The organism is Palleronia sp. (assembly GCF_042089775.1).
GTDB lineage: Bacteria > Pseudomonadota > Alphaproteobacteria > Rhodobacterales > Rhodobacteraceae > Palleronia.
This window is the reverse complement of sequence record NZ_JBELKF010000029.1, coordinates 1-21347: the sequence shown is the minus strand read 5'-3', so window position 1 is coordinate 21347 and position 21347 is coordinate 1. Positions and strand designations below refer to the sequence as shown.

Here is a 21347-nt window from a genome sequence, read left to right as displayed (position 1 = left end):
GAATATATGGGACGCGGCCCGGTCGAACAAGGAGCGCCCCACCCGTGACCGCCATCTATGCCTCAGACCCCGAGGGCAGCCGCGGGCGGCTGTTCCCCGAGAGCTATTCGACCTTCCGCTCGCCCTTCCAGCGCGACCGGGACCGGATCATCCATGCCAGCGCCTTCCGGCGGCTGAAGCACAAGACGCAGGTCTTCATCGAGCACGAGGGCGATTATTTCCGCACCCGGCTGACCCACTCGATCGAGGTGGCGCAGGTGGCGCGCACCATCGCGGGCGTGCTGGGGCTGAACAGCGACCTGACCGAGGCGGTGGCGCTGGCCCATGACCTGGGCCATCCGCCCTTCGGCCATACGGGCGAAGAGGCGCTGTCGGCGCTGATGGCGCCCTATGGCGGGTTCGACCACAACGCGCAGGCGATCCGCATCGTCACCTCGCTGGAGCGGCACTATGCCGAGTTCGACGGCCTGAACCTGACCTGGGAGACGCTGGAGGGGATCGCCAAGCATAACGGCCCCGTCGTGGGGGAGGTGCCCTATGCGCTGGCCGAATACGTGGCGCGGCACGACCTGGAGCTGGGGACCCATGCGAGCGCCGAGGCGCAGGTGGCGGCGCTGGCGGACGACATCGCCTACAACAACCACGATCTGCATGACGGGCTGCGGGCCGAGCTGTTCTCGACCGACGAGCTGGCCGAACTGCCGCTGCTGGATGAGTGCTTTGCGCGGGTGGACGAGCTGTATCCGGGGCTGAACTATTACCGGCGGCGGCACGAGGCGCTGCGGCGGTTCTTTGGCCTGCTGGTCGAGGATGTGATCGCCGAGGCGCAGGCGGCGCTGGCCGAGGTGGACCCGCAGTCGGCGGATGACGTGCGGATGGCGGGGCGGCCGGTGGTGCGATTTTCGCCAGCCGTTTGGGAGCAGTTGAAGGTGATCCGCACGTTCCTGTTCCACCGGATGTACCGCGCGCCGGACGTGGTCGAGATGCGGGCGAAGGTGACGCAGGTGGTCGAAGAGCTGTTCCCGCTGTTCATGGAGCGGACGGACTTGCTGCCAAAGCAGTGGCGCAAGGATGTCGAGGACGCGCAGGGCGAGGTGGAGCTCGCGCGGATCGTGCTGGATTACATAGCCGGGATGACCGATCGCTTCGCTATCCAGAGCCACGAGCGGCTGATCGGTGGCGATCTGGCCAAGGAGATCTGAAGGGCGGCGTTAAGCTCAGGCGCGGAAGTGTTTCGCGAGCTTCAGCCCTTGGCCTTGGTAGTTCGACGCGATCTCGTGTCCATACAGTCGCTCGGGTCGCTGGCTCATGCGTTCGTAGACGAGCCGTCCAACGACTTGCCCATGTTCCAGGACGAAGGGCGCTTCGTGGCAGCGCACCTCGAGCACGCCGCGCGCGCCGATGCCGCCATAGCCGAAGCCGGGATCGAAGAACCCGGCGTAGTGTACGCGGAATTCCCCGACCATCGCGAGGTAGGGTGCCATCTCGGCGGCATAATCGGGGGGGATCGTGACAGCTTCGTTGCTTACGAGGATGTAGAAGGCGCCGGGGTCGAGGATCAGGCGGCCCTCGGTCGTGTGCAGCTCTTCCCAAAATTCGCCGACGGGATAGTGGCCAATGAGATCAAGGTCGATCACGCCGGTATGCGGCTTGGCCCGGTAGCCGACCAGATCGCCGTCGGCCGGGCGCAGGTTCACGGAAAAGCCGAGCCCGCCATCGATGACAGGCTCGCAATCGACCAGAGGCTGAGCTGCGTGAAGCGCGCGTAGATCGACGTCGTCCAGCGTGGCTGGTCCGTCGCGGAAGCGAACCTGGTTCAGCCGCATGCCCGGCCGGACCAGAACCGAGAACGAGCGGGGGCAGATCTCGGCGTAGAGCGGGCCGTCATAACCTTCGGGGATCCTGTCGAACTCGGTCCCGTCATCGGTCACGACGCGGGTCAGCAGGTCCAGGCGCCCGGTCGAGCTTTTCGCGTTGGCCACCGCACGCAGTCCGTGGGGCAGGGCGAGCCGCTCGGTCAGAGGCACGAGGTAGACACAGCCCTTCTCCAGAACGGCCCCGTTCGAAAGGTCAATCGCGTGCATCGAAAATTCAGTGAGCCGGTCAGCGATGCTGCGGCCCCGTCCGGGCAGGAACGACGCGCGGACGCGGTGCGCGACGCCGCCGAGCCGCAGGTCAAGCGAAGCAGGCTGGATCTGTGCGGCATCGATGGGGGGATCGGCTGACAGGGAGCCTGCCTTGATCAGCTGGGCGATCTGCTGGCTGGCGAGGACGCCGGTCATAGCGTGTCTTCCCCCGTGCCGCTGCACTCATCCCAAGGTTGGTAGCTGGTCGGGCTAGCAGGACTCGAACCTGCGACCTTCCGTCCCCCAGACGGACGCGCTACCAGGCTGCGCCATAGCCCGACTGTGGGGTCTTCTATCGAAACGGCTGGCAGGGGCAAGGGGCCTTTCGCGGATTTTTCTCGCGGCTACGCGCGGGCATCCCAAGCGCGCGCAAGGTGTTCGGCCGCGACCAGGGCAGATGACAACGCATTCCCCTTGCAAACCCGAACGGCGCGGGAAGCGATTGCCAGCGGCGTAATGACGAGCGGCGGCGGCAGAGCCGCATTTTCGTCGAAAAGCGGCGGCTCGGAGAGCCAGTTCCGAGCCCCGGCGTCCCCCGGTGTCGCGCGAGAATAGGTCATCTGCGCCTCGGGCTGTTCTTCCTCGGGCGCGTTCTCGCCCGTCCCGGCGCCTTCGTCAGCGGCGTAGGTGCCCTCGGACGGTTCAGACCAGTGCGGCTCGGGAGCATCGTCGTTTGCGACCGCAGGGCGCTCGTCCTGGGACTCATCCTCCTCGGCCAGATATGCGGCGAGCGTTTCCACGGCCTGTTCGGCATCGTCGGTGAACGGCCACCGGTCGGGGGGCGGGTTGTCGACCTTGGGACGAACGGGGTTCAGCGTGATGACCTTGGCCGAGCCCTTGTCCCAGCCGTCGCCGTCGATGGACGGGGCCAGGGCGGCGACATGGCGCACGCCTTCTTCGCGCAGAAGCTTCTGCACACCGCGTATCGTCAGCCCCTCATCATGGAGAAGGCGCTTGATGCCGCCAAGAAGCTGCATGTCCGCGGGGCGGTAATAGCGCCGCCCGCCGGCGCGCTTGACCGGCTTGACCTGCGTGAAGCGGCTTTCCCAGAAGCGCAGGACGTGGGTCGGCACCTCGAGCCAGTCGGCGACCTCGCTGATGGTGCGGAAGGCGTCGGGTCCCTTGGACATGCTCAGCCGTCCGACTTGCCGTTCATCTGCGACTTGTTGCCGGCCGCGATCCGGTCGCGCATCAGGTGCGAGGGACGAAAGCTGAGAACCCGACGCGGACTGATCGGCACCTCTTCCCCGGTCTTGGGATTGCGCCCCACCCGGGCGGCCTTGTCGCGAAGGGTGAAGGTGCCGAAGGACGAGATCTTGACGGTCTCACCGGCGACGAGCGCGTCCGAAATATGATCCAGAACACTCTCCACCAGATAGGCGGATTCGTTTCGGCTGAGGCCGACCTCGCGATGTACGGCTTCGCACAGGTCCATGCGCGTGAGCGTCTTCGACATCTCATCCCCCCGGAAGTTTTGGTAGAATTGGGTCAGGCCCCGTAAGAAGTCAACGATTTCAGGGGCCGCCGGATGCGTGACTACCAGCGCAGAACGATCGACCCCCAGGCCAGGCCGCCGCCGATGGCCTCGGCCACCAACAGGTCGCCCTGCTTGATCTGCCCGTTCTGGCGAGCAACCGACAGCGCCAGGGGGATCGATGCGGCCGAGGTATTGCCGTGGTCCTGAACCGTGACCACCACGCGGTCCATGCTGATGCCCATCTTCTGGGCGGTCGCCTTGATGATGCGGATGTTCGCCTGGTGGGGAACGACCCAGTCCACGGCGTCAGGCCCTACGCCGGCTTTCCCCAGGGCGCTGTGGGCGGTGCTGGCCAGCTTATCGACGGCGTGGCGGAACACCTCGCGCCCCTCCATCCGCAAATATCCCGTCGTCTGTGTCGAGACGCCGCCATCGACGTAAAGGAGATTGCGGTGACGTCCGTCCGAGTGAAGGTCCGTGGCAAGGATGCCCCGGTCTTCGGCCGTGCCTTCGCCCTCTCCAGCTTCGACAACCACGGCGCCCGCGCCGTCGCCGAACAGGACCGAGGTCGAGCGATCGCTCCAGTCCATGATCCGGCTGAAGGTTTCGGCCCCGATCACGAGGATGCGCTTTGCCTGCCCGGAAACGATCATCCCGTTCGCGGTGGACAGGGCAAAGACGAAGCCCGCGCAGACGGCTTGGATGTCGAAGGCAAAGCCGGTGGTCATGCCAAGCTTGGCCTGCACCATGGTCGCGGCGGACGGAAACGTCAGGTCCGGCGTCGAGGTGGCCACGATGAGCGCGTCGATATCCTCGGGCGTAAACCCCGCATCGGCGAGCGCGGCGCGGGCGGCATGTGCGGCAAGGTCGGAGGTCGTCTCGCCCTCGGCCGCAAAGTGCCGGCGTTCGATACCTGACCGCGAGCGAATCCACTCGTCCGAGGTCTCGATCTTGTCCTCGAACCAGGCGTTCTCGACGATGCGCTCGGGCAGGTAGTGTCCCACCCCCACGACACGGGCGCGCGTGAGGCTCATGTGCCGCTCCTGATCTCGGGCTCTGTGCCGGTGGCTGCCATCACGTCGTCGGCCGAAGCGACGCGTGCGGCGAGGCGCGTATTGAAGTCCTTCTGCGCCAGCTTGAACGCCAGCTTGATCGCCGCCGATACGCCGGTGTCGTCGGCGGACCCGTGGCTCTTCACCACGGTGCCGTTCAACCCCAAAAATACACCGCCATTCACCCGCCGCGGGTCGATCCGCTTTTGCAGACGCTTGAGCGAGGTCAGCGCGAGCATTGCAGCGAGCTTCGACAGTGGGGTGTGATTGAACGCCTCGCGCAGGGCATCGCGGATGAAGGCAGCGGTGCCTTCGCCGGTCTTTAGCGCAACGTTGCCGGTGAAGCCGTCCGTGACGACCACGTCGACCCGGTCCGATGGGATGTCTCCGCCTTCGACGAAGCCAACGAACTCGAAATCGGCGGGCCCTGCGGCCTGCGCGATCAGCTCGTGCGCCTCTTTCATCTCGGGGCGGCCCTTGTGCTCTTCGGTGCCGTTATTCAGCAGGCCGATGCGGGGGCGGACGACCTCCTGCCCGTTGCGGGCGTAGGTGCAGCCCATCAGGGCGTATTGCAGCAGGTCGCGGGGGTCTGCCTTGATGTCGGCGCCCACGTCCAGCATCACGTTGAAGCCCGACGGATTGCGCGACGGCCAGAGGCAGGCGATCGCCGGGCGGTGGACGCCGGGAAGCTTCCTCAGCCGCATGACCGACAGCAGCATGAGCGCGCCGGTATTGCCGCAGCTGACCGCCACCTCGGCCTCATGATTCTTCACCGCTTCGATGCAGGACCACATGGACGTCTGCTGCCCGTGCCGCAGCACATTGGACGGCTTGTCGTCCATTGACACGGTGGCGGGGCAGTCGCGGATCTCGACCCGGTCGCTCAGGCGACGCTTTTCGACAAGCGGCCCAAGCTCCGCGGCGGGACCGTGAAGCAGGAAACGGATATCCGGGTTCTTCTCGGCAGACCGTGCCATGCCGGCGACGACGGTTTTGGGACCGTTGTCGCCACCCATGGCATCCACCGACAGAACAAAGGGTCCGGCCTTATGGCCTTCCCCGTCTGGTCCTGTCGTCGGAGCCCGCGACATCGCCAGACTCGGCCTCAGGCCGCGTCGTCGTCGAGATCGATCTCGTCAGCCTGCGCGACAATCTCGCGCTCGGCATAGTGACCGCAGGCGCCACACACGTGGTGCGGGCGCTTCAGCTCGCCGCAGTTGGGGCACTCGTGCGGGTTGGCGGCGGTCAGGGAGTCATGGGCACGGCGCATGTTGCGGCGCGACTTCGTGACCTTATTCTGAGGGACGGCCATGGTCGGTCCTTCGTCTATCTGGGCGGAAGACGCAGACAAGCGCCCCCGGAATTCGGAATGAAGCCGCGCAATACGCGCTTACGCCAGTGGGATCAAGCCCTCACGACAGGCGTTTCACGCTCTGTTTTCAAGGGCGGCGTGCGCTAGTATCCAAGGCGTCCTCGATCGCACAACCCCGCATGACCCGGAGCCGTTCCATGCCTTTTCTCTTTGATCCCGCGCCACCCGTCACCGTGCCCGTCGACGGGGCCGGGGATTACGCGGTGCGGCGGATCTTCTGCATCGGGCGCAACTATGCCGCCCACGCCGCCGAGATGGGCGTCGAGGCGGATCGCGCCGCGCCTTTCTTCTTCACCAAGTCGCCATGCCACGTCGTCGCGCCCGGCGACTGGACCTATCCCGCCGGCACGTCGGACCTGCATCACGAGATCGAGCTTGTGGTGGCCCTTGATCCGGATGGCGAGGTTTGCGCGGCGGGCGCCGGACTCGACATGACGCGGCGCGATCTGCAGGCCGTGGCGAAAGAGCGCCGGCACCCGTGGAGCGTGGCCAAGGACTTCGAAGGGTCCGCGATCCTGGCCCCGATGTCGCGCTGCAAGGAGAGCGACCTCGCCAGCCTGGAGGTCACGCTCGCGGTCAACGGGACCGAGCGGCAGGTGGGCTCGACTCGCGACATGATCCATGACCTTCCTGCGCTGCTGGCGCATTTGCGCGATCTCTATACGCTTGGCGCCGGTGATCTGGTGATGACCGGTACGCCTGCGGGCGTGGGGGCGGTCGAGGTTGGCGACAGGCTGAGCGGGCGCGTCGGAGGATTCGCGCCGCTTGAGGTCACGGTGGTCGAATGATCCTGTGATCTGTCACACCGTCGTCATCTTGCGGTGGCAGACCCGCGGCAGACCGGCAGCCCACTGAATGTAGGACTTGCGGGGGCGGAAACGCCAGATATAGTCAGCTTGACGAGCGGGGCGGGGCCCTCCCGTCCTGATCCGGTCAGCGGAGCGCAGGGCAGGGGCACTATCGCCATGGCAACGGACTTCAGAACGAGTTTCGTGCGAGAGCCGAACAGTCTCAGACACCACCCGGCACTGGTGCTGAACGCGGACTACCGGCCACTGTCCTACTATCCCTTGTCCCTGTGGCCGTGGCAGGAGGCCGTAAAGGCCGCCTTCCTCGACCGGGTGACCATAGTCGCCGAATACGAGGCGGTGGTGCGAAGTCCGACGACCCAGATACGGATCCCCTCGGTCGTCGTCCTCAAAGATTACGTGAAACCTCAGAAGCGCGTGGCCTTCACGCGCTTCAATCTTTTTCTGAGGGACGAATTCCGCTGCCAATACTGCGGATCGACAGGCGACCTGACCTTCGATCACGTGGTGCCGCGGGCCCGCGGTGGCCGCACCAGCTGGGAGAACGTCGTGGCCGCCTGCTCGCGCTGCAACCTCGCCAAGGGGTCGCGATCGCTGAAGGACACCGGAATGGCGCTGCGCAAGGCGCCGCGCGTCCCCGGTGCCGAAGAGCTGAAGAACATGGGCCGCCGCTTTCCGCCGAACCACCTGCACGACACCTGGATCGACTTCCTCTACTGGGACGCCGAACTCGAAGCCTGAGCCGGGGTGTGGCTGACGACCGGGCGAGCCGGCGTGACGTCTGTTAGCGCCAACCGCAGCCCTTGACCCGGCCGCGCAAAGCGGCAAGTCATCGGCCGACCCGCAAAGGAGCGTTGCTATGGTCTCGCGCGTGATTCCGGTCGATCCGTTCGATCTTACCATTTTTGGCGGCACCGGCGATCTGGCCCATCGCAAGATCCTCCCGGCCCTTTATCGCCGGTTCCGGGCCGGGCAGATGCCCGAGGGATCGCGCATCATCGGTGCAGCCCGGTCCGACCTGAACGACGACCAATACCGCGACGAGGTGCGCGCCGCGCTGAAGGAATTCGTGGCTGCCCCCAAGCTGGACGACGCGGCGCTGGCCGGTTTCCTTGATCTAATCCGCTACGTCGCGATCGACGCGGTGGGAGACAACGGGTGGAAGGAGCTTAAGGAGCTCGTCCGCGACGACCATATCTCGGCCTTCTATTTCTCGGTCGCCCCGGCGCTGTTCGGTCCGCTGGCGGAACGGCTCCACAGCCACGGCATGGCCGACGACACCACGCGGATCGTGGTCGAAAAACCCTTCGGCCGGGACCTCGCGAGCGCCCGCGCCCTCAACCGCACGCTGGCCGAGCATTTCCACGAGACGCAGATCTACCGGATCGACCACTACCTTGGGAAGGAAACGGTCCAGAACCTGATGGCGCTGCGCTTCGGCAACGTCCTGTTCGAGCCGCTCTGGAACAGCCAGTACGTGGACCACATCCAGATTACCGTGGCCGAGACGGTCGGGGTCGGCGGCCGCGGCGGCTACTATGATCGCTCGGGCGCGATGCGCGACATGGTGCAGAACCACCTGATGCAGCTTCTCTGCCTCATCGCGATGGAGCCGCCCAGCCAGTTCGAGCCCGGTGCCGTGCGTGACGAGAAGCTGAAGGTGATCCGCTCGCTCGACCCGGTGAAGCCCGACGACATCGTGCGCGGGCAATACGCCTCCAACGGCAAGACCGCATCGTACCTCGAGGACGTCGAGGACCCGCAAAGCACCACGGAGAGCTTTGTCGCGCTGAAGGCCCACATATCGAACTGGCGGTGGGCCGGCACGCCGTTCTACCTGCGCACCGGAAAGCGGCTGAAGGCACGGCAGTCCGAGATCGCCGTGGTGTTCAAGGACGCGCCTCACTCGATCTTCGGTGCAGAGGCGGGGCGGCACCGCAACATACTGACGATCCGCCTGCAGCCGAACGAGGGGATGACCCTTGGCGTGACGATCAAGGAGCCGGGTCCGGGGGGCATGCGCCTGATCGACGTGCCACTCGACATGACATTTGCCGACGCGCTCGGGGCCGAGAACGAGCAGGTGACCGATGCTTATGAGCGGCTGGTGATGGACGTGATCCGGGGCAATCAGACGCTCTTCATGCGCGGCGACGAGGTCGAGGCCGCCTGGGCCTGGACCGACCCGATCATCGAACGCTGGGACGCGGACGGCAGCAAGCCGTTCCCGTACGAGCCCGGATCTTCCGGCCCCGAGGAATCCGCCATGATGCTCCACCGCGAGAACCGCCGCTGGCGGGAAATCCGGGAATGAGGATCGGGGCCGGGGCCCGAAATGCGGGCACCGCGCCCTAGGTCCCGGACCGAGGACGACTGAATCCGAGAGGGAAGCCCATGGACCTGATCGAGTATCCCGACAGCGAAATGATGATGATGCAGCTCACCGATCGGCTGGTCGGCGAGATCTCCAAGTGCCTCGCGGCGCATGACCACGTCTCGCTGGCCGTGCCCGGCGGCACGACCCCGGGGCCGATCTTCGACACCTTGGCAGGTTCAGACCTGCATTGGGACCGCGTGCACATCCTGCTGACGGACGAGCGCCGCGTGCCTGCCGATCACGAACGCTCGAACGAGAGACTTCTGCGCGAGCGTCTGCTGGTGGACAAGGCCGCCGCGGCGCAGTTCATCCGCCTGGTGCCGGGGCCTGGCGTTTCGATAGACGACCTGAACCAGCGGATCGCGCCCGAACTGCCGCTGTCGATCCTGCTGCTGGGGATGGGCGCGGACATGCACTGTGCCTCGCTCTTCCCCGGAAGCCCGCAGCTTGCCGACGCGCTTGCCCCCAAGGCGCCGAACGTGATGGAGGTGGACGCGCCCGAGGGGCTTGAGCCGCGGATCACGCTGACCGGACCGGTGCTCAGGGGCGCGCTGTCGACCCATGTGATCATCACCGGTGAGAAGAAGCGCGAGGCGCTCGAACGGGCGCGCAGGTTGAAACCCGGGGAGGCTCCGATCGCGACCGTCCTCAACGAGGCGACGGTCCATTGGACCAAGGAGTGAAAACAGATGATCGATCGCAAGACCTGGAATGACTTGGCAGCGTGCGCGGGCGAGGTGGCAGAGCGCCCCATCCTCGACCTGATGGACGAGGACCGCACCCGCGATTTCGCGGTCGAGGCCGAGGGCATGCTGTTCGACTATTCCAAGACGAACATCGATTCCGATACCCGCGACATGCTGGTGGGGCTCTGCGACGCTGCCGGGTTGGCAGACCGCCGCGAGACCATGTTTACCGGCCGCAAGATCAACGAGACCGAGGGCCGCGCCGTTCTGCACACGGCGTTGCGCAACCTCGACGGCCGCGCAATCCGGGTCGACGGCGAGGACGTGATGCCGCGCGTCCTGGGCACGCTCGCCCGCATGGAAGGCTTCGCGCGGTCCGTGCGCGAGGGGAACTTCCGCGGGCAGGGCGGGTCGATCACCGACGTCGTGAATATCGGGATCGGTGGCTCGGATCTGGGCCCCGCGATGGCCACTCAGGCGCTGTCACCGTTCCACGACGGGCCGCGCTGCCACTTCGTGTCGAACGTGGACGGCGCTCATATTCGGGATGTGCTGGCGCCCCTGAACCCGGAGACGACGCTGGTGATCGTCGCCTCCAAGACCTTCACCACCATCGAGACGATGACCAACGCCGAGACTGCGAAGGCCTGGATGGCGGATAAGGTGCGAGACCCGGCCGCGCAATTCGCGGCGCTTTCCTCGGCGGTGGACAAGACGTCCGCCTTCGGCATCTCCGAGACGCGCGTCTTCGGGTTCGAGGACTGGGTCGGCGGGCGCTATTCAATGTGGGGCCCGATCGGTCTGTCGCTGATGATCGCAATCGGCCCGCAGAACTTCCGTGACTTCCTGCGCGGCGCCGAGGCAATGGACAAGCACTTCCGCGAGGCCGAGCCGCTGGCGAACATGCCCGTCATGCTGGCCCTCGTCGGTGTCTGGCATAACCAGGGCTGCGGCCACGCCACGCGCGCCGTGCTGCCTTACGAGCAGCGCCTCGCCCGGCTGCCCGCCTACCTGCAGCAGCTCGAGATGGAGAGCAACGGCAAGCGCGTGTCGATGGACGGCTCCGATCTGCCGGTGAACAGCGGCCCGATCGTCTGGGGCGAGCCCGGGACCAATGGGCAGCACGCCTTCTACCAGTTGATCCACCAGGGCACTCGCATCGTGCCGTGCGAGTTCATGGTCGGCCGCGAGGGGTTCGAGCCGACGCTCGACCACCAGCACCGCCTGCTGATCGCCAATTGCCTGGCCCAGTCCGAGGCGCTTCTGCGCGGCCGGACCCTTGACGAGGCGCGCGAAGCGATCGCCACCAAGTTCGACGGCGACGAGCTGGAGCGTCAGGCGCGGCACCGCGTGTTCCCGGGTAACCGCCCCTCGACGACGCTGCTTTACGAAAAACTCTCGCCCGAGGTGCTAGGCCGCATCGTCGCCCTCTACGAGCACCGCGTTTTCGTCGAGGGCGTGCTTCTGGGCATCAACTCCTTCGACCAGTGGGGCGTCGAACTGGGCAAGGAACTGGCCAAGGCGCTCGAGCCCGTGCTTGCGGGCGTAGAGGGGGCTGAGGGTAAGGACGCCTCGACTGCGCGCTTGGTGGAGTGGTTGCGGGGCTGACCCGCTCACATCGCCACATGCGAGAAAAAGGGGGCCGCGCGGCCCCCTTCGTCGTTCAGCTCTGCACGGCGCGGAACTCGTCCGCGGGTTTGGTGGCAAGGCTGACTGCGATGATGGCCACGAGCGCCACGATGAAGCCGGGGATGATCTCGTAGATCCCAGGGCCTCCGAGGAAGCTCGAGTTCCAGCCCATCATGATCCAGATGATGACTGTGGCGGCCCCGGTGACGAGGCCGGCGACGGCGCCTGCGCCGGTCATGCGCGACCACGTCAGTGCCAGCAGGATCAGCGGACCGAACGCTGCGCCAAAGCCTGCCCAGGCGTTCGACACGAGGCCCAGCACTTCGCTTTCGGGATCAAGCGCGATGAGGCCGGCGGCAATGCCCACGGCGACGACGGCGAGACGACCGATATTGACCACTTCGGTCTCGCTCGGGGTCCGCTTGAGGATGAGCCGGTAGAAGTCCTCGGACAAGGACGAGGACGAGACAAGGAGCTGGCTCGATACCGTCGACATGATCGCCGCCAGCAGCGCGGCATAGAGAAACCCGGTCACGAGCGGGTGGAACAGCATGCCGGCAAGCAGGATGAAGATCGTCTCGCTGTCGATCATGTCGATGCCGTTCCGTTCGACATAGGCGCGGCCGAGAATGCCGACGCCCAGGGCGCCCAGCAGCGAGATGCCCATCCAGGTCATTCCGATGTTACGCGCCGTCGAGACGGCCTCGACCGAGCGGACCGCCATGAAGCGGACGATGATGTGCGGCTGGCCGAAATAGCCCAAGCCCCAGGTCACCGCTGACAGCCATCCCAGCAGGGTCAGCCCGTCGAAGAGCGACAGGTAGTTGGGATCGACCGCTTCCAGCGTCTCGGAGGCCTGTTCGAAGCCGCCGCCCGTGCCGGCATAGAGCACGATGATCGGCATGATGACGAGGGCGAGCATCATGATGCAGCCCTGCACGAAGTCGGTCAGAGACACGGCCAGAAAGCCGCCGATGACCGTGTAGGCCAGCACCACCCCGAGCGTCAGCCAGACGCCAAGCTGATAGCTGCCGTCGAACGCCGTCTGCACCAGTTTGCCGCCGCCGACGAGCCCGCTGGCTGTATAGACCGCGAAGAACACGACGATCACCACGGCCGAGACCATCCGCAGCGCAGTTGCCTTCGTCGGAAAGCGGTTGGCCAGGAAGGAAGGGATCGTCAGCGAGTTGTCGTAGCGCTCGGTCTGCTCGCGCAGGCGGGGAGCGACGATGATCCAGTTCGCCAGCGCGCCGAGAAAGAGGCCGATCCCGATCCACGCCTCGACAAGGCCTGCGGCATAGAGCGCGCCGGGCAGGCCCAGGAGCAGCCAGCCCGACATGTCCGATGCGCCCGCCGAGAGCGCGGCGACCGCGGGCGGCAGGTTGCGCCCGCCGAGGACGTATTCCTCTGAGCTCGATGTGGATTTCCGCCAGGCGTAGACGCCGATGGCAAGCATCAGCACGAAATATGCCGCTAGGCTGATCCAGACTCCGATCTGCATGACATGTCCCTCTTTATAATGTGCCGCGGATGGCCGGAGGCGCACATCGCGCGGATTTGAAGGATCCAACTAGCGCGATGCGCCGCGGGGGCCAACCGGCGGGGGCGCTTGCACCCCGGCGCGCTGCTCCTTACCTTCAGCCTGCGCCGCAATTTCAACGACAGGACCCCCATGGCCATCGAAGCGCAACAGATCGAGGAGCTCATCCGTGCCGAGTTTCCCGATGCCAAGATCACCATCACCGACCTGGCCGGCGACGGAAACCACTATGCCGCCGAGGTCGTGGACGAGAGCTTCCGCGGCAAGAACCGCGTGCAGCAGCAACGCGCCGTCTATGCCGCGCTCAAGGGCAAGATGGACGGCCCAGCGGGCGACCTGCACGCGCTTGCGCTGACGACTCGGGCGCCGGAGTGAACGGCATCGCCCTTCCGGCCGTTCTGGGCGTCCTGATCCTGGGCGTCCTTGCGGTCCGGGCCTGGGCGGTGATGCGCGCCGAACGCGGCGGGCGGCCGGGGACAGACCCCGGCGAGGGCGACCACCGCATCCGGTCCGAGTACTTTTCGGGCGGCGGCGGCGGTGGCGAGACGACGGAATACACCGTGCCGAAGGACCCGCAGGCCTATGCGCGTCTTTTCGTGCCGAAGGACAAGACAGACAAATCGAAAGGCTGACCAGATGAGCGCCGAAGAGCAGATCAAGGACACCGTGACCAGGAACGACGTGGTCCTGTTCATGAAGGGCACGAAATCCATGCCGCAGTGCGGGTTCTCCTCGCGCGTCGCGGGCGTACTGAACTTCATGGGCGTGGACTACACGGACGTGAACGTGCTGGCGGATGAGAGCGTCCGGCAGGGCATCAAGGACTATTCGGACTGGCCGACCATCCCTCAGCTTTACGTGAAGGGGGAGTTCGTGGGCGGCTGCGACATCATCACCGAGATGACCTTGTCGGGCGAGCTGGACCAGTTGTTCGAGAAGGAAGGCGTGGCCTACGACAAGGACGCCGCCGAAAAGATCCGCGAAGCGAACGCCTGAGCGACGATCCGGCCTCGGGCGAGTGCGCTCGGGGCCTTCACACCTCGCGTCGCGCGGTCGATCCGCGGATGACGAGGTGTGCGTCGATCAGCTCTTGCTGGAGCTGCATCGGCACGTCCTGCTGAAGCGCCGCAACGAGGCGTTCCGCCGCCAGCCGCCCCAGCCGCGCGCGCGGCTGGTGGATCGTGGTAAGGGGCGGCGTGAAGTGGCCCGCGAAATCCACGTCGTCGAAGCCGACGACGCTTGCATCCTTCGGGACCGACAGCCCCATTCGGTGGCATTCCGAGATGAAGCCGAACGCACACTCGTCCGATGCCGTGAAGACCGCAGCCGGGCGATCCGCCATCTGCGCCCAGTCCCGCGCAGCGCGAATGCCCGATTCGAGCGTGAAATCTCCCTCCAGAACCACATGCGCCAGTCCGCGCCGGACTGCGGCGCTTCGAAAACCTGCCTCGCGTGCACCGCTCAGCACGTTCTGTGGCGGTCCCGCGACATGCAGGATCGAGCGGTAGCCGAGGTCGGCAAGGTGGTCGACGGCGAGCCCCGCGGCCGCAGCGTTGTCGATCCCGAGACCCGGCACTCCATAGGCCGGGTTCAACTCGCAGAGCTGCACGGTTGGCAGGCGCCAGCCGCGCACCATTGTCGCGGGCAGGGACCCGTCGAGCACGATCAGCCCGTCCGCGCGCCCGTCATGGCCAAGGGTCCACAGCGTCTCTTGCCGGGCGCGGGTGTCCGAGACCTGAACGGCGAGTCCCGTGGCGCCGGCGACCTCTTGGATGGCGGCGACGATGCGGCTGAAGAAGGTGTTCGCGAGGTTCGGCGCAAGCACGAGAATCGACCGCGCGCGCTGCTGGCGCAGGTCCCGCGCCGCGCCGTTCACCCGGTATCCGGTGGCCTCGATCGCGGCGAGAACCTTCGCCCGCGTCTCGGCCCCGACCTTCCCGGGGTCGGACAACGCGCGGCTGACGGTGGCCGTCGACACGCCGGCGGCACGGGCGACGTCGGCGATCCGGATCTTGGCGCGCATGGTCTCTCCTTCGTTCGCTCGTGTGACCGGAGCAGGGGCTTGCGTGCGATCTGATCCTCTGATGTAATCGATTACATCAAGCCGGGTGAAGTGCCTTTGGAGGGGGCGCCGGCGAAGGGAGGACGACATGAAGACGATGAAGGGTCCCGGCCTTTTCCTGGCGCAATTCGCCGGTGACGAAGCGCCGTTCGACAGCTGGGACGGTATCACCAGATGGGCGGCCGAGTGCGGCTATGCCGGCGTCCAGGTGCCGGTATGGGATGCGCGGCTCGTGGATCTCGACAAGCTGGCAACCTCACAGGACTACCGCGAAGAATGGGTGGGGCAGGCACGCCAGAATGGCGTCGAGGTCACCGAGCTTTCGACCCATGCGGTGGGGCAGCTCGTGGCCGTTCATCCCGCCTATGACCAGTGGGTCGACGGCCTTGCCGCGCCCGAGGTGCAGGGCAACCCGAAGGCGCGTCAGGCCTGGGCGGTCGAGCAGGTGAAGAAGGCGATCACCGCCTCTCGCCAACTCGGCATCGACCGGCACGTGACCTTCTCGGGCGGGCTCGCCTGGCCCTTCATCTACCCCTTCCCGCAGCGTCCGCAGGGTCTTGTCGACGCGGCCTTCGACGAACTCGCCGCGCGCTGGCGGCCGATCCTGGACCACGCCGAGGAAAACGGAGTCGACGTCTGCTACGAGATCCACCCGATGGAGGATCTGCACGACGGCGTCACGTTCGAAATGTTCCTCGAGCGGCTGGACGGGCACGCGCGCTGCAACATGCTCTACGATCCCAGCCACTACGTGCTGCAGTGCCTCGACTACCTCGAGAACATCGACATCTATGCCGAGCGCATCAAGATGTTCCACGTCAAGGACGCCGAGTTCCGGCCGTCGGGGCGCCAGGGCGTCTATGGCGGCTATCAGCCTTGGGTGAATCGGGCAGGCCGTTTCCGTTCTCCCGGCGATGGTCAGGTCGATTTTGGCGCGGTCTTCTCGAAGCTCACGGCGCACGGATTCGACGGCTGGGCCGTGGTCGAGTGGGAATGCGCGCTGAAGCACCCCGAGGACGGCGCCCGCGAAGGCGCGCAATTCGTAAAGGACCACATCATCCGCGTCACGCCGCACGCTTTCGACGATTTCGCGGGCGGACAGGTGGAAGACGCGACCAATCGCAAGATGCTGGGGATCGACTGATGGAACGTATCAGGCTGGGTATGGTCGGCGGCGGATCGGGTGCCTTCATCGGCGAGGTTCACCGGGTCGCAAGCCGCATCGACGGCCACTTCGACCTGGTGGCGGGCGCGCTGAGTTCCACCCCCGAGAAAGCGCGCCAAAGCGCCACGGCGCTGGGGCTCGACCCCTCCCGCTCTTACGGCAGCTATGACGAGATGGCCGAGGCCGAGGCGGCGCGCGAGGACGGGATCGAGGCGGTGTCGATCGTCACGCCGAACCACGTGCATTTTCCGGCCGCCAAGGCGTTCCTCGACCGCGGCATCCACGTGATCTGCGACAAGCCGCTGACCTCGACCTTCGAGGATGCAGAAGCGATGGAAAAGGCAGTCGCGTCCAGTAGCGCGCTGTTCGTCCTCACCCACAACTACACCGGCTATCCGATGGTCCGGCAGGCGCGCGAGATGCTGGCCGAGGGCCGCATCGGCACGATCCGGATCGTTCAGGTGGAATACCCGCAGGACTGGCTGACCGACGCGGTCGAGACCGAGGGTTCGAAGCAGGCCGAATGGCGCACCGACCCTGCGCGGTCCGGCGCCGGCGGCGCGATCGGGGATATCGGGACCCACGCCTACAACCTCGCCTCCTTTGTCACCGGGCTGACGGGGGCTGAGCTGGCGGCCGATCTCCACAGCTTTGGGGCGGGGCGGCAGCTCGACGACAACGCGCATGTGATGCTGCGCTACGAGGGCGGCGCGCGGGGAATGCTCTGGTGCAGCCAGGTCGCGCCCGGCAACGAGAACGGCCTGCGCCTGCGCGTGCTTGGCGACAAGGGCGGCATCGAATGGGCACAGGAGACCCCGAACGAGATGTGGTTCACGCCCCACGGCGAGGCGACGCGCCGGATCACGCGCATGGGCGCGGGGGCGACGGACGGGGCAAACGCCGTCAGCCGCATCCCTCCCGGCCATCCCGAGGGCTATTTCGAGGCCTTTGCCAATATCTACACCGAAGCGGCCCACGCGATCCGTGCGGTGCAGGATGGTGAGGCACGTGATGCGGTGATGGGACGGCTGCCCGGCATCGCGGCGGGGCTGGAAGGCATGGCCTTCATCCGCGCCTGCGTGACATCGGCCAAGTCGAACTCGGTGTGGGTGAAGATATGAACCCCGCTCCCGTCCTGTCGTTGCGGGACGTGCACAAGAGCTTCGGGCCGGTCGAAGTGCTGCATGGCATCGACCTGGATCTGCGGTCGGGCGAGGTGCTGGCGCTGATCGGCGAGAACGGCGCCGGCAAGTCCACGACCATGAAGATCCTCGCCGGATACCAGCCACCGACGTCGGGGCGCGTCCTGCTCGACGGCGAGGAGGTCGCGTTCGATTCACTCCACGACGGCGAGAAGGCCGGGATCGTCATGATCCACCAGGAGTTCAACCTGGCCGAGCAGCTGACCGTCGAACAGAACGTCTTTCTTGGCCGCGAGCTGCGGGGGCGCCTCCTGCTTGATCGAGCCGAGATGCGGCGGCGGACGGCAGAATACCTGGCGCGAGTGAATTGCGACGTCGATCCGGGCACGCCGGTCTCGCAGCTGTCGAACTCGGACAAGCAGATGGTCGAAATTGCCAAGGCGCTCAGCCGCGATGCGCGGGTGCTGATCATGGACGAGCCGACGGCCGTCCTGACCGGCACCGAAGTGGACGTGCTGTTCGACCGCGTGCGGGCGCTGAAGGAAAGCGGCACCGCAGTTCTCTTCACGTCGCACAAGCTGGGCGAGGTGAAGGAGATCGCCGACCGTGTGACCATCCTGCGCGACGGCGAGGTGGTCCATGACGGCATGGTGCGCGACATCGACATGGACGGAATGGCGACCGCGATGGTCGGGCGCGACGTCTCGGACCTGTATCCCCCCGCGCCCGAGGGCGGACCGGGCGAGGTCATGCTGCGGGTCGAGGGGCTCGACGTCCCCGGCCATGCGCAGGGCGTCTCGTTCGAGCTGCGCCGGGGCGAGATCCTTGGGGTCGCGGGCCTGATCGGCGCAGGGCGCACCGAGACGATCGAGGGTCTGTGCGGCCTGCGCTCTGCGCGCGCGAAACTGATCGAGATCGACGGGCAGCCCGTGCGGATCGACCGCCCCGGCGACGCTCTGAAGCACGGCCTCTGCTACCTGACCGAAGACCGCAAGCTGCGCGGCCTTCTGCTGGGCAAGGGGCTACGCGAGAACCTGACGCTGCAGGCGCTGGACAAGTTCGGCGGCGTTCTGATCGATACCGCCGCCGAAGAGCGTGCGCTGGACCAGGCGATCGCGGATTTCGACATCCGCGCCGGCCGGCGCGACGTGGCAGTGGGCAACCTGTCGGGCGGGAACCAACAGAAGCTCCTGCTTGCCAAGGTGATGCAGTCCGAACCGCGCATCCTGATCGTGGACGAGCCCACGCGCGGCATCGACATAGGCACCAAGCAGCAGATCTACGCCTTCCTCCGCCGCCTGGCCGGCGAGGGGCATGCCATCGTGATGATCTCCTCCGAGATGCAGGAGGTCGTCGGCCTGTCGGACCGCGTGATGGTCATGCGGGCGGGCCGGATGGTCGCGGAGCTGTCGGGCGACGAGATCTCCGAGGACACCATCGTGCGCCACGCCGTCGGCGTCGGCGCCTCACCGGAAAGGGCCGCCTGATGACCGACACTGCCGCTCCGCGTTTCAGCCTGCCATCCATGAGCGTGCTCGGCCCCGTCATCGCGCTGATCGCGCTCGTGATCGCGGGTGCGCTGATCAACTCGAACTTCCTCAGCGCGGCGAACATCACCAACGTGCTCGCGCGCTCGGCCTTCATCGGCATCATCGCCGTGGGCATGACCTTCGTCATCACGGCCGGGGGCCTCGACTTGTCCGTCGGCTCGATGGCGGCCTTCATCGCGGGTCTGATGATCCTGGTGATGAACGCGGCGCTTCCCGTGATGGGGGTCGGCGTGCCGATCATCCTGCTGGGGATGGCCGTGGCACTGGTCGCCGGAATTATCGCAGGGCTGATCAACGGCCTGTTCGTGACAGCGCTGGGGATCGAGGCGTTCATCGTCACGCTCGGCACGATGGGGATCTATCGCAGTCTCGTCATGTGGCTGGCCGACGGGGGGACGCTCAGCCTCGACTTCGAGCTTCGGACCTTCTACCGGCCGGTCTATTTCGACGGGATCCTCGGAATCTCGTGGCCGATCATCGTCTTCGCCATCTGCGTGATCGTGGGAGAGATCCTGATGAGCCGCGCCCGCTTCGGCCGACACTGCGCGGCGACCGGCGCCAACGAGCACGTGGCCCACTATTCGAACGTCAACGTGAACCGCACGCGCCTGCTGACCTACGCGATGCTGGGGCTCCTCGTCGGCGTCGCCACCATCATGTACGTGCCGCGCCTCGGCTCGGCCTCGGCCTCGACCGGCCTGCTCTGGGAACTCGAGGCGATTGCCGCGGTCATCATCGGCGGCACGGTGCTGAAGGGCGGCTTCGGCCGCGTCTGGGGCACGGTCATCGGCGTCCTGATCCTGACGCTGATCGACAACATCCTGAACCTGACCGACGTGGTGTCGCCCTATCTGAATGGGGCCATCCAGGGGGTCATCATCATTCTCGCAGTCATCTTGCAGCGGGAAGCCAAGGCGAAGGGCTGACCGCTTCGCCACACCAGGGAGGAAGACAATGACGCATATGAAGACGATCCTTGCGGGCTGCACGGTACTTGCGCTGGCCGCCCCCGCAATCGCCCAGGACGACGAAACCAAGGTGATCGGTGTGTCGATCCCCGCGGCGACCCACGGCTGGGCCGGCGGCATGAACTATCATGCGCAACAGACGGTCGAGCGGCTCGAAGAGGTCTATCCGAATCTCGACTTCGTGCTCGCCACCGCTTCGGACCCCGGCACGCAGGTCAACGACATCGAGGACATGGTCGCCACGCGCAACATCGATGCGCTGGTGGTGCTGCCGTTCGAATCCGACCCGTTGACCTCGCCTGTCCAGTCGGTCGCCCAGAACGGTACCTGGGTCACAGTGGTGGACCGCGGGCTGGCCATCGAGGGGATCGAGGATCTCTACGTCGCAGGTGACAACCCAGGCTTCGGCCGCGTCTCGGGCGAATACATGGTCAGCCAGATGCCCGACGGCGGCAACATCGTCGTCCTGCGCGGCATCCCGACCGCCATCGACAACGAACGGGTCGAAGGGTTCCAGCAGGCGATCGAAGGCTCGGGCATCGAGATCGTCGGCATGGAGCACGGCAACTGGAACCGCGACGACAGCTTCAACGTGATGCAGGACTTCCTGCAGAAGCATGACCAGATCGACGCGGTCTGGGCCTCGGACGATGACATGGCGGTCGGCGTACTGGCCGCGATCGAGGCAGCGGGTCGCGACGACATCAAGTTCGTTCTGGGCGGCGCCGGCATGAAGGAGATGGTGAAGCGCGTGATGGAAGGCGACACAATGATCCCCGCCGACGTGACCTATCCGCCCTCGATGATTGCCACGGCGATCGAGATGACCGCCGTCGGCATGACGTCGAACGCGCCTGTTTCGGGCACCTTCACCATCGGTTCGGTGCTGATCACGCCGGAGAACGCCGAGCAGTTCTACTACCCTGACAGCCCGTTCTGAGGCTTGGCGCTGTCCCTCTCATGAAGAGAGACGCCTTCGACCTGTGCGGCTTTTCCGCACAGGTCAAAAGTGGATCTGCGCTGTTTGGCTTGGTCCGGCATCCGGGCGACATGAACCATTTGCAGTGTTCCGACGATCCCACGACAGGCGCCGGCCGACCGCTTGCACGCCCACAGGCACGGCAACTGCACCCTAGCAGCCGGACGCGGCAGGGGCGTTAGGAGCGAGCGGTCGTGCGGCTCAGGAATCAGCCTGCATTGCCCGGGTCTTCGTGGCAGAGGTGCCGCGTTCACTGGATGAGGAATGCCCTGGCGCACGTCTCGCGCGGCCAGCACACCGTCGTCGCGGCCGCGATCCGACAGGCCTTCGATCAGCCCGACCGCACCCATGCCGGCGAGACATGGCGCAAGGTGGCCGAAGCCCAAGCCCAAGCTGGCGGATCTCATGGACGC

At 66.2% G+C, this 21347-nt stretch carries 22 protein-coding genes, 1 tRNA gene and 1 pseudogene; 15 read left to right on the top strand and 9 right to left on the bottom strand.

Going from position 1 to position 21347, the window contains the following annotated elements:
• Positions 1-44 precede the first annotated feature (44 nt).
• Positions 45-1202 carry a deoxyguanosinetriphosphate triphosphohydrolase gene (locus tag ACFDS3_RS09360; RefSeq protein ID WP_375262086.1) on the top strand — a complete coding sequence of 386 codons (1158 nt, stop codon included), beginning with the start codon at positions 45-47 and terminating at the stop codon, positions 1200-1202.
• Between the two features lie 15 nt (positions 1203-1217).
• On the opposite strand, the gene ACFDS3_RS09355 is transcribed toward ACFDS3_RS09360, so the two are convergent.
• From ACFDS3_RS09355 to rpmF, 7 genes are all read right to left on the bottom strand, one after another.
• The gene (locus tag ACFDS3_RS09355; RefSeq protein ID WP_375262085.1) at positions 1218-2282 is read right to left on the bottom strand and encodes a 2'-deoxycytidine 5'-triphosphate deaminase; all 1065 of its coding nucleotides are present in this window, start codon (positions 2280-2282) and stop codon (positions 1218-1220) included.
• A 46-nt stretch (positions 2283-2328) separates the two neighbouring features.
• Positions 2329-2405, bottom strand: a tRNA-Pro gene (locus tag ACFDS3_RS09350).
• 65 nt (positions 2406-2470) lie between these two features.
• Positions 2471-3256 carry a MerR family transcriptional regulator gene (locus ACFDS3_RS09345; protein ID WP_375262084.1) on the bottom strand — a complete coding sequence of 262 codons (786 nt, stop codon included), beginning with the start codon at positions 3254-3256 and terminating at the stop codon, positions 2471-2473.
• Positions 3257-3258: 2 nt separating this feature from the next.
• A complete protein-coding gene (gene ihfA / locus ACFDS3_RS09340) occupies positions 3259-3582 on the bottom strand; it encodes an integration host factor subunit alpha (protein WP_375262083.1) in 324 nt (107 codons plus the stop codon).
• A gap of 80 nt (positions 3583-3662) precedes the next feature.
• The gene (locus ACFDS3_RS09335; RefSeq protein ID WP_375262082.1) at positions 3663-4637 is read right to left on the bottom strand and encodes a beta-ketoacyl-ACP synthase III; all 975 of its coding nucleotides are present in this window, start codon (positions 4635-4637) and stop codon (positions 3663-3665) included.
• The gene (gene plsX, locus ACFDS3_RS09330; RefSeq protein WP_375262081.1) at positions 4634-5746 is read right to left on the bottom strand and encodes a phosphate acyltransferase PlsX; all 1113 of its coding nucleotides are present in this window, start codon (positions 5744-5746) and stop codon (positions 4634-4636) included. The genes ACFDS3_RS09335 and plsX overlap by 4 nt, the downstream gene beginning before the upstream one ends.
• A gap of 14 nt (positions 5747-5760) precedes the next feature.
• Positions 5761-5967, bottom strand: a complete 207-nt coding sequence (rpmF, locus tag ACFDS3_RS09325) for a 50S ribosomal protein L32 (RefSeq protein WP_375262080.1) — start codon at positions 5965-5967, stop codon at positions 5761-5763.
• A gap of 197 nt (positions 5968-6164) precedes the next feature.
• Between rpmF and ACFDS3_RS09320 the strand changes: the two genes are divergently transcribed.
• The 5 genes from ACFDS3_RS09320 to pgi all read left to right on the top strand — a co-directional run bounded on the left by ACFDS3_RS09320 (position 6165) and on the right by pgi (position 11507).
• Entirely contained in the window at positions 6165-6815 is a 651-nt protein-coding gene (locus ACFDS3_RS09320) for a fumarylacetoacetate hydrolase family protein (RefSeq protein WP_375262079.1), read from the top strand.
• A 177-nt stretch (positions 6816-6992) separates the two neighbouring features.
• Positions 6993-7577 carry an HNH endonuclease gene (locus ACFDS3_RS09315; protein ID WP_375262078.1) on the top strand — a complete coding sequence of 195 codons (585 nt, stop codon included), beginning with the start codon at positions 6993-6995 and terminating at the stop codon, positions 7575-7577.
• Between the two features lie 118 nt (positions 7578-7695).
• Positions 7696-9150, top strand: coding sequence for a glucose-6-phosphate dehydrogenase (zwf, locus tag ACFDS3_RS09310; RefSeq protein WP_375262077.1), 1455 nt, complete (start codon positions 7696-7698; stop codon positions 9148-9150).
• Positions 9151-9230: 80 nt separating this feature from the next.
• On the top strand, positions 9231-9896 hold the full coding sequence (pgl, locus tag ACFDS3_RS09305) for a 6-phosphogluconolactonase (protein WP_375262076.1): 666 nt from the start codon (positions 9231-9233) through the stop codon (positions 9894-9896).
• Between the two features lie 6 nt (positions 9897-9902).
• Positions 9903-11507 carry a glucose-6-phosphate isomerase gene (gene pgi, locus ACFDS3_RS09300; RefSeq protein ID WP_375262075.1) on the top strand — a complete coding sequence of 535 codons (1605 nt, stop codon included), beginning with the start codon at positions 9903-9905 and terminating at the stop codon, positions 11505-11507.
• A gap of 55 nt (positions 11508-11562) precedes the next feature.
• Here the strand turns inward: pgi and putP are convergent, their stop codons facing one another.
• The gene (gene putP / locus ACFDS3_RS09295) at positions 11563-13029 is read right to left on the bottom strand and encodes a sodium/proline symporter PutP (RefSeq protein WP_375262074.1); all 1467 of its coding nucleotides are present in this window, start codon (positions 13027-13029) and stop codon (positions 11563-11565) included.
• A 171-nt stretch (positions 13030-13200) separates the two neighbouring features.
• Here putP and ACFDS3_RS09290 point away from each other — a divergent pair, with 171 nt between their 5' ends.
• Genes ACFDS3_RS09290 through grxD form a run of 3 tightly spaced genes read left to right on the top strand, consistent with a single transcriptional unit; the run spans position 13201 to position 14064 of the window.
• The gene (locus tag ACFDS3_RS09290) at positions 13201-13443 is read left to right on the top strand and encodes a BolA/IbaG family iron-sulfur metabolism protein (protein WP_375262073.1); all 243 of its coding nucleotides are present in this window, start codon (positions 13201-13203) and stop codon (positions 13441-13443) included.
• Positions 13440-13700, top strand: a complete 261-nt coding sequence (locus ACFDS3_RS09285; protein ID WP_375262072.1) for a hypothetical protein — start codon at positions 13440-13442, stop codon at positions 13698-13700. Before ACFDS3_RS09290 ends, ACFDS3_RS09285 begins: the two co-directional genes overlap by 4 nt.
• Before the next feature lie 4 nt (positions 13701-13704).
• Positions 13705-14064, top strand: a complete 360-nt coding sequence (grxD, locus tag ACFDS3_RS09280) for a Grx4 family monothiol glutaredoxin (protein WP_375262071.1) — start codon at positions 13705-13707, stop codon at positions 14062-14064.
• A gap of 37 nt (positions 14065-14101) precedes the next feature.
• On the opposite strand, the gene ACFDS3_RS09275 is transcribed toward grxD, so the two are convergent.
• Positions 14102-15091: a LacI family DNA-binding transcriptional regulator gene (locus ACFDS3_RS09275; RefSeq protein WP_375262070.1), complete on the bottom strand. Its 990-nt coding sequence runs from the start codon at positions 15089-15091 to the stop codon at positions 14102-14104.
• A gap of 127 nt (positions 15092-15218) precedes the next feature.
• Between ACFDS3_RS09275 and ACFDS3_RS09270 the strand changes: the two genes are divergently transcribed.
• From ACFDS3_RS09270 to ACFDS3_RS09245, 6 genes and pseudogenes are all read left to right on the top strand, one after another.
• A complete protein-coding gene (locus tag ACFDS3_RS09270; protein WP_375262069.1) occupies positions 15219-16274 on the top strand; it encodes a sugar phosphate isomerase/epimerase family protein in 1056 nt (351 codons plus the stop codon).
• Positions 16274-17416: a Gfo/Idh/MocA family protein gene (locus tag ACFDS3_RS09265; protein ID WP_375262068.1), complete on the top strand. Its 1143-nt coding sequence runs from the start codon at positions 16274-16276 to the stop codon at positions 17414-17416. The genes ACFDS3_RS09270 and ACFDS3_RS09265 overlap by 1 nt, the downstream gene beginning before the upstream one ends.
• Positions 17413-18924, top strand: a complete 1512-nt coding sequence (locus ACFDS3_RS09260; protein WP_375262067.1) for a sugar ABC transporter ATP-binding protein — start codon at positions 17413-17415, stop codon at positions 18922-18924. The genes ACFDS3_RS09265 and ACFDS3_RS09260 overlap by 4 nt, the downstream gene beginning before the upstream one ends.
• Positions 18924-19913 (top strand): ABC transporter permease, encoded by a 990-nt coding sequence (locus ACFDS3_RS09255; protein WP_375262066.1) that lies wholly within the window; start codon positions 18924-18926, stop codon positions 19911-19913. The genes ACFDS3_RS09260 and ACFDS3_RS09255 overlap by 1 nt, the downstream gene beginning before the upstream one ends.
• 37 nt (positions 19914-19950) lie before the next feature.
• On the top strand, positions 19951-20895 hold the full coding sequence (locus tag ACFDS3_RS09250; RefSeq protein ID WP_375262104.1) for an ABC transporter substrate-binding protein: 945 nt from the start codon (positions 19951-19953) through the stop codon (positions 20893-20895).
• A 263-nt stretch (positions 20896-21158) separates the two neighbouring features.
• Positions 21159-21347, top strand: a pseudogene (locus ACFDS3_RS09245) (transposase); the annotation flags it as partial.